Below are 11,507 nucleotides of genomic sequence, written 5' to 3' on the forward strand. Positions count from 1 at the left end.
CCCGGGGTGATGGTCCACTTGCCGATGTCGATGCGGTCGTCGACGAAGAACGCATTGGCCTCGGTGGCGCCACGGGTGTCGCGGTCGTTGCGGCTGTTAGTGGTGGGCATTTGCTGGTTGGCGGTGATCGGCGTGCGATAGCGCATTTCGTGGCCGGCTTCGCTGATGTAGCGGTAGCCGATGCCGACTTCATGGCTGGTAGGGCCGAGGTCGAAGCCTTGGGCGAAGCGGGTTTCGAGGCCACGTACCCAGTATTCGCGAGGTGACAGCGAAAGGAAGCTGCCTTGGTCCAGGTAGCCGCTACGCAAGGTGGTGGTGAAGAAGGTGTTGGCGGTGAACTCGCGGCGGTCTTCCTGGTAACGGTAGCCGGCATTGAACATCGTACGGCGGCCCCAGAATTTGTCGTAGGGGCGGGTGGACTGGTACGGATCAGCCTTGTAGTCCTTCACGTTCAAGCCGCCGGGCATATCGGCCTGGCCTTCGTAGTACTGCGCCATCGCGTTGAAGCTGTTGGCGTCGTCGAGCTGGTATTTGCCCTTGAGGATCAGGTCGTCGATGCGCGTGTTGCTGTTTTCGCGCCAGTCGCCGCCACGGGTGCCGGAGTACAGGATCGCGCCGCCCAGGCCGTTGTCGGCGGTCCCGCCAGCCAGCAGGTTGCCGGTGGTCTTGAAGCCGTCGTGGCTGGAAGACGGGCTGGTTTCAGTCTGCAAGCCGCCTTTGACCGTCGGCGCATCCGGGATGGCGCGGGTCACGAAGTTGACGATGCCGCCGACGTTCTGCGGGCCGTAGCGCACGGCGCCGCCACCGCGCACCACGTCCACCGCGTCCATGTTGCCCATGCTGATGGGCGCAAACGAAAGTTGCGGCTGGCCGTAGGGCGCAAAGGGCACCGGAATACCGTCCATCAATACGGTGGAGCGCGAGGCCAGGCGTGGGTTGAGGCCGCGAATGCCGAAGTTCAGCGCCATGTCGTGGCTGCCGGTGCCGTTGTTTTCCGGCGCGTTGACGCCGGGGATGCGGTTGAGCACATCACGGGCCTGGGTCGCGCCCTGGCGCTCGAATGCTTCGCGGCGGATTACGTCACGGGCGCCGGGGTGTTCGAACACATTGGTTTGTTCGGCATCGCCGAGCCAGTCGCCGACGACGTTGGAGGTTTGCAGTTCGACGGTGACGGGCGCGTTGGCCGGTTGCAGGCTATAGGCGTTGTTACCCTCGGCGCGAGCTTGCAGGCCGGTGCCTTCCAGCAGTTTCTGCAACCCTTCTGCTGCGCTGTAGTTGCCGGACAAACCCCGGCTCTGCATTCCGGCCGTCACTTCGGAGCCAAAGGAAATCAGCACGCCCGCTTCACGACCAAACTGGTTCAGGGCCGCTTCCAGCGACGCCGGGGCGATGTGATAGGGCTTGGCGTCGGCTGCCATCACTTGGGGCAGCGCGGTGAAACTCAGGCTGGCGCCGAGCAGGAGTTGGCGCAGGGTGCGGGCGAGAAGGGGCGGTTGCTGGGGCATGAAGGGCGGTCCTGAGAAGGAAGGATCAAGGTGGCTTTCCTTCTCTGTCACGCGAGGGCTGGAAAACGGCTCACTGTTGTCGAAAATATTTCAGGCGCGTGCCTGCACGGTCACCCAGTAACGCGTGAAGCGTCGAACCGTGACCGGCAAGCTCACCTCCAGCAGGTCGAGAATACGTTCGCTGTCATCCAACGGATAACTGCCGGACAACAGCAGGTTGGCCACCTGTGGGTCGCAATTGAGCTGGCCTCGGCGGTAGCGGCCCAGCTCGCTGAGGAAATCTTCCAGGCGCATGTGCGCGGCCATCAGCATGCCGTCGGCCCAGGCGCCACTATTGGCGTCGGTAGGGCGCGGGGTATCCCAACCTTTGCGGGTGAAATTCACCTGGCGCGCAGCTTCGACGGTCAGCGGCAGGCCGTTGTAGTGGTTGGGCATGACCTCGACGTGACCGTCGAGCACCGCCAGTTGGGTGTGGTCGTTGAACTGGCGCACATTCAAGCGCGCTGCCTGGCTGCTGAGCAGGCCCTGGCCGGTCAGCACGCGCAGGGGCGATTGACCGGCTTGGGTCGTCAGCAGGATTTCGCCTTCGAGCAGGCGGATCAAACGCTGTTGCCCATCAAAGTGCACATCCACCGCACTGCCGGTGTTGAGTTGCAGCTGGCTGCCATCGGCCAATTGCAGCTTGCGGCGCTGGCCCACGGGGCTGCGGTAGTCTGCGCTCAGCGGCGGCAGAATATGTTGCTGGCGCAGGCACCAGGCTGCGGCCGAGCCGGCGCCGAGGATCAGCAGCAACTTCAGCGCCTGGCGACGGCTGCGGGATGTCGGTGCATTCAACGCCGCATGGGCCAGGGGCGAGGGCACGCCACGCAGACGTTGGTTGACGCGTTGGATCTGGTCCCAGGCGCGCTGATGCTCGCTGTGGGCCGCCAGCCATTGCTGCCAGGCCGCTTGCTGGCGCGGGTTGAGCGCGCCTTGCTGCATTTCCATCAGCCAATGCACGGCTTGCTCGGCGACTTGGGTCGAGACGTTCATAGGGCGAAGTAGCAGCGCATCGCCGCTTTATTCAGGTGGCGTTTGACGGTGGCGATGGAGATGCCCAGTTCTGCGCCGATTTGTGCATAAGTCAGGCCGTCGAGTTGGGCCAACAGAAACGCGCGTTTGACTTGGATGGGCAAGCCGTCCAGCAGTTGATCCAGCTCGACCAGGGTTTGCAGGATGATCGCGCGTTCTTCTTCCGAGGGCACCACGTGTTCGGGCAGTTGCGCCAAGGCATCGAGGTAGGCGCGCTCCAGGTCCTGGCGGCGGTAGTAGTTGAACAGCACGCGCTTGGCTACGGTGGTGAGGAAGGCGCGGGGTTCGATCAGCGTCGGGGTTTCCCTTGCGGTGAGCACGCGGATGAAGGTGTCTTGTGCCAGATCCGCCGCGCTTTCCGGGCAGCCGAGCTTGCGTCGCAACCAGCCGGTGAGCCAGTGGTGATGGTCGTGGTACAGGACTTCGACGGTGTTGGACGGCTGCAACGCGATCACTCCACGAACATTGGTGTGCGTCAGAGAACAAGAATTGTTCGCATTGTAGGTTGCGTAACACACTTGGGCAATCCTGCATCTCGATAAAGGGCGACAGGTGATTCATCCGTTCTCTTTTGCTTATGAGAATATTTATCATTAATATTGCGCGCTGATGAACCTGGCGCTTCCCGCATGAAAAGCAAACCCTCATTGCCTGTTTCCTACCGCCTAGCCGTGACCTCGCGTGTATTGGCAGCCGTGGTGGGCGGCTACTTGATGGCTTCCCTGGCCAGCATCTGCCTGGCGTTGTGGCTGCCCACCTCCCGCGCCGATGCGGTCGTCACCGGGATGATGAGTTCGTTTGTGTTCTACCTGCTGGCGGTGCTCTGGTGCTTTGCCTGCCGCACAGCGTGGCGTGCCTGGGCGGGGGTGATGGTGCCAAGTGCGCTGTTTGCCACCCTGGCCGGCGTGGGTTTCTGGATGGCGCGTCCATGAAGGAGGGCTTTCGCCAGGCCATGGCCTGGCTGCACACCTGGGCCGGGCTGATCTTTGGCTGGCTATTGTTTGCGATTTTCCTGACCGGCACCTTGTCCTATTTCAAGGATGAGATAACCCACTGGATGCAGCCCGAAGTACAGGCCCATCCGCTAGATGACGCCCGCAGCCTGGGCGCCGCCCAGTCCTATCTGCAGCAACAGGCGCCGAATGCTTCCCGCTGGTTCATCTCCCTGCCGGACAAGCGCGACCCCGGCCTGTCAGTGATGTGGCAGGACAAGGTCGAGCCGGGCAAACGCGGCAACTTCATCCAGAAAGTCCTCGACCCCGTCACCGCTCAGCCGGTCCTGGCTCGGGAAAGTCGGGGCGGCGAGTTCTTCTATCGGTTCCACTTCCAGCTGCAAATGCCTCATCCATGGGGCCGCTGGCTGTCGACCACTGCCGCGATGGTGATGTTCGTCGCGCTGATCACCGGCATCATCACCCACAAGAAAGTCTTCAAGGATTTCTTCACCTTCCGCCCGCGCAAAGGCCAGCGTTCCTGGCTCGACGGGCATAACGCAGTGGGCGTGCTGGTGTTGCCGTTTCACTTGATGATCACCTACAGCAGCCTGGTGATCTTCATGAGCATGGTGATGCCGGCCCCCATCGTGGCCTCCTATGGCAACGACTCCCGTGCGTTCTTCAATGAAGTGTTCCCCAATACCGAGATTGCCCCGGCACTCGGCCAGCCCGGGCACTTGCTGCCGTTGCTGCCGATGTACCAGCAGGCACGCGAGCAATGGCCGGGCGGCCACGTGGGGCGATTGGTGGTGAACAACCCGAGTGATGTGAACGCCTCGGTCAATGTGTTTCGCGCAGGTTCCGACCGTGTGGTACACGATTTTGGCAGCAGCGTGTCGTTCAACGGCACCACGGGCCAAATGTTGCGAGTGAGCGGCGAGCCGTCTTTGCCATCGGTGATCGGCGGCAGTTTCTATGGCCTGCACATGGGGCACTTCGCGGGGCCGGTGCTGCGCTGGTTGTACTTTATTTGTGGGTTGGCGGGCACGGCGATGATCGGCACCGGGCTGGTGATTTGGCTTGGCAAGCGCCAGCTCAAACATGCCAAAACCGGCGTGATGCCGTTTGAACTGCGCTTGGTGGAAGTGCTGAATATCGCCAGCATGTCCGGACTGGTGATCGCCATTGCTGCATTCTTCTGGGCCAATCGCCTGCTGCCGGTGGGCCTGGTCGAGCGTTCCGATTGGGAAGTGCAAAGCTTCTTCATCGCCTGGGGCTTGAGCGTGTTGCACGCGGTGTTGCGCCAGGGGTGCCAGGGTTGGGTCGAGCAATTGAGTTTCGGCGCGCTGCTGTTTGTGGCGATTCCACTGCTCAACGCACTGACCACTTCGCAGTCTCTCGGCGTGACACTGCCCAAGGGCGACTGGGCCATGGCCGGTTTCGACTTGACCTGCCTGGCCAGCGGCCTTTTCCTCACTTGGGCCGCGTGGAAGATGCAGCACCGCACGACGTCGCAAGCCAAGGTCGAGCGCATGCGGTCATTGCCCCTGAAGCAGGAGGCGCATTGAATGCTGCTGGCCTTGATGATGTGTTATGCCGGTTTCACCGCACTGTGCCTGTCCACCGACCGTCATCACGGCGAGTTGCTGCACAGCAAGCCATCGCCCGCTCGGCGCTTGAGCCTGCGCGCGGCCGGTTGGCTGTTGCTCGTGCTGTCGATCTGGCCCGCCGTGACGGTCACCGGCTGGAGCCAAGGCTTGGTGGAGTGGTGCGCCGTGTTGATGCTCAGTGCGCTGTTGCTGGTGTTGCTGTTGCCGTATCGGCCAAGGCTGGCCTTGATCCTGGCAGGCATCGGCCTGCTGACCAGCCCTGTTGCGGCCTTCGCCTTATTCTGAGCCAGCCATGATGATCACCACCCCACCGGAATCCCAAGACAGCCCGCACACCGATGCGGCCGGTGGACGTGCGTATTTCCTGCAGGTGTTCTTGTCCCAACGTTCGCAGATGGAAGCCTTGGTCAGCCGCCGCGTAGGTTGCCGCGCCACAGCGGCCGATCTGGTGCAGGACCTGTTCCTGCGCTTCTGGCGCCGGCCCCTGGTGCAGGTCGAAGAACTCAGTACTTACCTGTTGCGTTGCGCCGGCAACATCGCCATCGACCATCTGCGCAGCGAAGGTGCACGGGTGCGCTGCAGTGAAGGTTGGCTGCCCGAACAGCAAGACAACCAAGGCTCCGAGCCCCAGGCGGCACTCGAAGCCGGCAACGATTTGCGCCATGTCGAAGCCGCCTTGCGCAGCCTGCCCGAACGTACGCGGCAGATTTTCCTGCTCAACCGCATTCATGGACGCAAGTACGCGCAAATCGCCCAGGCCATGGGCCTGTCCCAAAGTGCCGTGGAAAAACATATGATGCGTGCCCTCGAAGCCTGCAAAGCCAGCCTTCGCGAACCACCGCCTCTACGCACGCCAGGGAAAGCACCGTGAACGTCACCCCCACGCCCGCCCAGGAGCAGGCCGCGCTTGACTGGCTGAGCCTGTTGCATGACCAGCCCAGCAGTGGCGACCAAGCCACCTTCAGCCGCTGGTTGCGCGCCGACCCGGCGCACGTCGAGGCCTATTCCCAAGCGCAGGTGCTGTGGGAGTTGAGTGAAGTGCCGGCACGCAAACTGGCGAACGAGGAGGCACTGGCTTTACAGGGCTACCTCAATGCGATGAACACCCCCAAGCGCTCACGGGTGATGCGTTGGTCCGGCGGGCTGGCCGTGGCCGCATGTCTGTTGTTGATGGTGTCCGTGGGCGCCGGTTGGGAGCCGTCGCGCTGGGTCGATGACTTCGGCGCCGACTACGTGACGGCGCCCGGGGAGGTGAGGACTGTCACCCTGGCCGATCAATCCCAAGTCACCCTGGACGCCGACAGCGCCATCGCCGTGGATTTCAGTCATGGCGAGCGCCACATTCAATTGCGTCGCGGCGCAGGGTTTTTCAGCGTGACTCACACCGGCCAATCCTTTGTGGTGGGGGCGGGCAGCGGTGAAGCGCGGGTGTTGGGCACACAGTTCGAGGTTCGCCTGCAACCGGCCGGTGCCCAAGTCACGGTGCTTTCCGGGCGGGTTGGCGTAACGCCTACCAAGCAGGGCCAGCAACAGATTCTGACGGCGGGCCAGCAAGTGGCCTATGTCGACGGTGTCGCCGAGCCCATGCACCCGGTCGACAGCGAATCCCGCCTGGCCTGGCGCGACGGTTGGCTCAACTACTACAAGGCGCCGTTGGCCGATGTGGTCAAGGACCTGGGGCGTTACTACCCTGGGCGCATTCTGTTGCTCAACGACGAGATGGCCGGCAAACGTGTGAGCGGCAGCTTCCCGAGCAAGGATCCGCAGGCAGTGTTGAATGCCTTGCAGGCGGTGCTTGGGTTTGAGCAGCACCAGGTTTTTGGCCGGATGATTGTGTTGCGTTAGGTACACCGCGCAGCGCATTTACCGCTTTCCCTTTCCTATTCGGTCTCTGCAGGCCACGTGTTGCGCTGCCTGTAGACCCTTCACCGAACCTTCATCGCAATCACCCAAACCTGTCACCAAACCGTTACACGCGGCGTGGATCATCCCCGGGTTCCTGAGCGAGTGGTCAGGAAGACAAGCGTCGTCTGCCAGTCCAGCCTCGGCGCAACTGCCCCATACAACAGATCAATGTAAGTAAGGGATCTACACGTGAACTACAACAAACTTTATGCCCTGCTTCTGGCAACGGGCCTGGGTGGCTTTGCGCCGCTGGTTTTGGCGGACGACGCGCAGGACGTAGGTTCGGTGAATATCGCCGGCAAACAAACCCTGGGCAACGGCCACATGATTCGCGAAGAAAGTGCCAAGGCGCGGTCCACGGTGACCAAGGAAGCCATGGACGAAATGTCGGCGACCGCCAACGCCATCGACAAGCTCAAGTACACGCCGGGCATCAACGTTTCCAGCGATGACGCCAGCGGCACCAGTGGCACCAACTTCACCATGCGCGGCATGAACTCCGACCAGATCGGGGTTTCCGTGGACGGCGTGCCGATCAACGACTCGGGCAACTACGCGGTTTATTCAAACCAACTGGGCGACCCGGAAAACCTCGCCGAAGTCTTCGCCACTCAAGGCTCCTCTGAAGCGGACGGCCCGCACATCGGTTCCAGCGGTGGCAACATCGGCATGATCACCATTCGGCCGACTAAAGAGTCCGGCGTGTTTGCCAAGCAGATCGTCGGCGCCAATGCCCTGCGCAAGACCTTCGTACGTGTGAACACTGGCGATTTCGGCGGCCTCAAGACCTGGGTATCGGCGTCTCACCTGGAAGGTGACAAGTGGCGCGGCAAAGGCACACTGCGCAGTGACAAGGTCGAGTGGAGCAGCCTGTTTGAAGACGGCAACGGCAACTCCACACTGGCCACGGTGAAGTACAACAACCAGGAGAACTATAACTACAACACCCTGAGCAAAACGCAGTTCGAGCAGGAAGGGCGACGCAAGGACTACTCCGAAACGCCAATCTATAAGAGCGGGTTGCTGTCCTCGTCCTACAAGCTCAACCGCAATCCCTTTGAAAGCGTCAACGCCACGCTCACCCAGCGCTGGCAGTTGCAAGACAACTTGGCATTGACCGTCACTCCGTATTACTACTGGGCCAACGGTGGCAGTTTCAGTGGCCAGACCGCTTCGAACTTGGGGCCGAAGTCCGACAAGGCCGGCAACTACGACCTGAGCAACCTGAAATCGGCCAACTACTACCGTCCATCCTGGACCGAGACCTGGCGCCCTGGTGTCACCGCCAAAATGAAATGGGACATCAACGAAGAACACAGCCTGGACTACGGCTACTGGTATGAACGCGCTCGCCAGCGCCAGACCCAGCCGTTTATCGGGATCAACGGCGAAGGCGCGCCTGACGATGTGTGGGGCGATTACAACAGTGGTGGCCAGGTAGTCGACAAGAATGGCGCGACGGTACAAGGCCGCCATTACTACACCGTCACCCCGGCCCAGAAACTCTGGGTTCAGGACAGCTGGCAAGCCACGCCGGACCTGAGTTTTGTCGGCGGCGTGGCGTACCAATACGTCGAGCGTGACGGCAATAACCTGGGCAGCCTGTACGACAAGCCGGAAAAACGTAACACCCGTTACCACCAGTTCCTGCCGAACTTCAGCGCCAAGTATCAGGTCGACGAAAGCAACCAGGCGTTCTACAACGTCACCCGCAACATGCGTACGCCACCGAACTACGTGCTGTACAACAAGGGTGACTCGGTGAGCCTCAAGCCGGAGTTGAGCTGGAACCAGGAACTGGGCTGGCGCTACACCGAAGATGCCATGGCATTGAGCGCGACCCTGTTTTACATCAGCTTCAAGGACCGCCAACTGTCGACCACCGACCTGAACGGCGACTACGCGGTGATCAACGTCGGACAGGTCGACAACAAGGGCCTGGAACTGGAGTGGAGCGGCCTGTTACCGCACAACTTCAACTACTACGCGTCCTACACCTACACCCAGTCGGAGCAGAAAGACAATCTGCTCAGCAAGAATGTGCTGCTGCCGACGGCGGGCAAGCAACTGGCCAACGTGCCGGAAAACATGTTCAACCTGGTGTTCGGGTATGACGACTCGCGTTTCTACGGCAACATCGCGGGCAAGTACGTCGGCAGTTTCTACGGCGACTTGACCAACGACGAGAAAATCTCTGGGCGTACCGTGGTCGACCTGAACGCCGGTATCTACTTGCCGGTGGACAAAAAAGTCATCAAGTCCGCGACCCTGCGCTTGTCGATGCTTAACGTGTTCGACAAGGAATACCTGAGCTCAGCGCGTACCGTGTCGTTCAACTCGGCCCCGGTGAATGGGCTGGCGCCGAGCACGGCGTATTACAACGTGGGAGAAGAGCGTACGGCGATGGTGTCGCTCGAGGCCAACTTCTAAGGTAAGAGCACCGCAGAAACCAATGTGGGAGGGAGCTTGCCCCCTCCCACATTTGAATTGCTGTGTACGATAGATTGGCTTATTTCAAGGCGGCCATGATCGCTTCAGGGTTGTAGTCACGGATCAACGTGCCATTCACGTCTACAAACGGAATTCCGCCACCGCCCAACGCCTCATACGCCTTGCGCGCCTGGGCGTCCTTCTCGATGTCGAACGCCTGGTACGGAATGCCTTTCTGATCCAGGAACCGGCGGATCTGCTTGCAGTAACCACACCATTCGGTGGCGTAGAGCACCACGTGTGCGCAAGCGCGTACCTGCTCCGATACCACCTGCGACGGGTTGAACACCCGCTCGATCTTGCCCCAGTTCTGGATCACCACCACGACCAGCAAGACCAGCAGGACTTTCTTGAAAACCCCACCGAGCATCAGTTGCGACGCTTGAGCTGGTCAGTCAGTTGGGTCGGCAGGCCCTTGATGATCAAGGTGCCGGCGGCTTCGTCGTATTCGATCTTGTCACCCAGCAGGTGTGCTTCGAAGCTGATGGACAAGCCTTCAGCGCGGCCGGTGAAGCGGCGGAACTGGTTGAGCGTGCGCTTATCCGCCGGGATTTCCGGCGAGAGGCCGTAGTCCTTGTTGCGGATATGGTCGTAGAACGCCTTTGGTCGGTCTTCATCGATCAGCCCCGAGAGCTCTTCCAGGCCCATGGGTTCGCCAAGCTTGGCCTGGCTGCTGGCGTAATCCACCAAGGTCTTGGTTTTCTCGCGGGCGGATTCGTCGGGCAAGTCTTCGCTTTCCACGAAGTCACTGAAGGCCTTGAGCAGGGTGCGGGTTTCGCCCGGGCCGTCGACGCCTTCCTGGCAGCCGATGAAGTCGCGGAAGTACTCCGAGACTTTCTTGCCGTTCTTGCCCTTGATAAAGGAGATGTACTGCTTGGACTGCTTGTTGTTCTGCCACTCGGACACATTGATCCGTGCTGCCAGGTGCAGTTGGCCCAGGTCGAGATGGCGCGACGGGGTCACGTCCAGCTCGTCGGTCACCGCCACGCCTTCGCTGTGGTGCAGCAGGGCGATGGCCAGGTAATCGGTCATGCCTTGCTGGTAGTGCGCAAACAGCACGTGGCCGCCGGTGGAGAGGTTGGACTCCTCCATCAGCTTTTGCAGGTGCTCGACCGCCGTACGACTGAAGGTGGTGAAATCCTGGCCGCCGTCGAAATATTCCTTCAACCAGCCACTGAACGGGTGCGCGCCGGACTCGGCATGGAAGAAACCCCAGGCCTTGCCCTGTTTGGCGTTGTAGCTCTCGTTGAGGTCGGCAAGCATGTTCTCGATGGCGGCCGATTCGGACAGCTCCGTATCGCGGGCGTGGAGAACTGCGGGTGTGCCGTCGGGTTTTTTGTCGATCAGGTGGACGATGCAATGACGGATCGGCATAGGCTTCTCGGCTGGTTGAAGGGGAGCCGGTGGCCTCCCCGAAAAGTTGCCAAGTGTACCGCACCCATTGGCCAAGACACTCGTCGACAGCTGTTTTGGGCGAGCTCCGACGGCCTATATGCCTTTTTTTCACGGTTTAGAGCGATAAAGCTGACCAAATGGCTAGGTAGAAGCGGATATTTCCCCGTCTCTGTGCTAGTTTTGCCCCGTCTTACGCCAAGTCTCGGCGTTAAGCGTGCATTCAGCATCTGTCAGGTCGAACCAATCCCCGTTTCAAGTATCTATAACCCCGATCTCCGTGGTTATAGCCGGGGGTGCCAGGCCATGACGGTCGGGCTCGACGGCTGACACTGCACTCTGCAATCCATATGAATTTGATAGGGAAGGAACACCACAATGGCTTTGACTAAAGACCAACTGATCGCTGATATCGCTGAAGCTATCGACGCGCCAAAAACCACCGCGCGCGCAGCTCTGGACCAACTGGGCCAGATCGTTGCTGATCAGCTGGAAAACGGCGGCGAAATCACTCTGCCAGGTATCGGCAAGCTGAAAGTGACCGAGCGTCCTGCCCGTACTGGCCGTAACCCTTCGACTGGCGCTGCCATCGAAATCGC

At 61.0% G+C, this 11,507-nt stretch carries 12 protein-coding genes; 7 read left to right on the top strand and 5 right to left on the bottom strand.

Annotated elements, in window-relative coordinates; genetic code table 11:
* The 3 genes from ACRESD_RS09320 to ACRESD_RS09330 all read right to left on the bottom strand — a co-directional run.
* Nucleotides 1-1,505, bottom strand: a 1,505-nt coding sequence (locus ACRESD_RS09320) for a TonB-dependent receptor plug domain-containing protein (RefSeq protein WP_431750648.1), incomplete at its 3' end; no start/stop codon positions are given.
* A gap of 90 nt (nucleotides 1,506-1,595) precedes the next feature.
* The gene (locus ACRESD_RS09325) at nucleotides 1,596-2,537 is read right to left on the bottom strand and encodes a FecR domain-containing protein (RefSeq protein ID WP_431750649.1); all 942 of its coding nucleotides are present in this window, start codon (nucleotides 2,535-2,537) and stop codon (nucleotides 1,596-1,598) included.
* Entirely contained in the window at nucleotides 2,534-3,022 is a 489-nt protein-coding gene (locus ACRESD_RS09330; RefSeq protein ID WP_431750650.1) for a sigma-70 family RNA polymerase sigma factor, read from the bottom strand. The genes ACRESD_RS09325 and ACRESD_RS09330 overlap by 4 nt, the downstream gene beginning before the upstream one ends.
* A gap of 183 nt (nucleotides 3,023-3,205) precedes the next feature.
* On the opposite strand from ACRESD_RS09330, the gene ACRESD_RS09335 reads away from it, so the two are divergent.
* From ACRESD_RS09335 to ACRESD_RS09360, 6 genes are all read left to right on the top strand, one after another.
* Nucleotides 3,206-3,508, top strand: coding sequence for a DUF3649 domain-containing protein (locus ACRESD_RS09335; RefSeq protein ID WP_431750651.1), 303 nt, complete (start codon nucleotides 3,206-3,208; stop codon nucleotides 3,506-3,508).
* On the top strand, nucleotides 3,505-5,079 hold the full coding sequence (locus tag ACRESD_RS09340) for a PepSY-associated TM helix domain-containing protein (protein WP_431750652.1): 1,575 nt from the start codon (nucleotides 3,505-3,507) through the stop codon (nucleotides 5,077-5,079). Before ACRESD_RS09335 ends, ACRESD_RS09340 begins: the two co-directional genes overlap by 4 nt.
* Nucleotides 5,080-5,406, top strand: coding sequence for a DUF3325 domain-containing protein (locus ACRESD_RS09345; RefSeq protein ID WP_431750653.1), 327 nt, complete (start codon nucleotides 5,080-5,082; stop codon nucleotides 5,404-5,406). It abuts the gene before it with no gap.
* A 7-nt stretch (nucleotides 5,407-5,413) separates the two neighbouring features.
* On the top strand, nucleotides 5,414-5,992 hold the full coding sequence (locus tag ACRESD_RS09350; protein WP_431750654.1) for an RNA polymerase sigma factor: 579 nt from the start codon (nucleotides 5,414-5,416) through the stop codon (nucleotides 5,990-5,992).
* Entirely contained in the window at nucleotides 5,989-6,966 is a 978-nt protein-coding gene (locus ACRESD_RS09355; RefSeq protein WP_431750655.1) for a FecR family protein, read from the top strand. The genes ACRESD_RS09350 and ACRESD_RS09355 overlap by 4 nt, the downstream gene beginning before the upstream one ends.
* Nucleotides 6,967-7,215: 249 nt before the next feature.
* A complete protein-coding gene (locus ACRESD_RS09360; RefSeq protein ID WP_431750656.1) occupies nucleotides 7,216-9,456 on the top strand; it encodes a TonB-dependent receptor in 2,241 nt (746 codons plus the stop codon).
* A 79-nt stretch (nucleotides 9,457-9,535) separates the two neighbouring features.
* Here the strand turns inward: ACRESD_RS09360 and ACRESD_RS09365 are convergent, their stop codons facing one another.
* Nucleotides 9,536-9,886 (bottom strand): glutaredoxin family protein, encoded by a 351-nt coding sequence (locus ACRESD_RS09365; RefSeq protein ID WP_431750657.1) that lies wholly within the window; start codon nucleotides 9,884-9,886, stop codon nucleotides 9,536-9,538.
* Nucleotides 9,886-10,890 (bottom strand): nucleoid-associated protein YejK, encoded by a 1,005-nt coding sequence (gene yejK, locus ACRESD_RS09370; RefSeq protein ID WP_431750658.1) that lies wholly within the window; start codon nucleotides 10,888-10,890, stop codon nucleotides 9,886-9,888. Before yejK ends, ACRESD_RS09365 begins: the two co-directional genes overlap by 1 nt.
* A gap of 396 nt (nucleotides 10,891-11,286) precedes the next feature.
* Between yejK and ACRESD_RS09375 the strand changes: the two genes are divergently transcribed.
* On the top strand, nucleotides 11,287-11,507 hold a 221-nt coding region (locus ACRESD_RS09375; RefSeq protein WP_431750659.1), incomplete at its 3' end, for an HU family DNA-binding protein.

Source organism: Pseudomonas sp., from assembly GCF_050739995.1.
Classification (GTDB): domain Bacteria; phylum Pseudomonadota; class Gammaproteobacteria; order Pseudomonadales; family Pseudomonadaceae; genus Aquipseudomonas.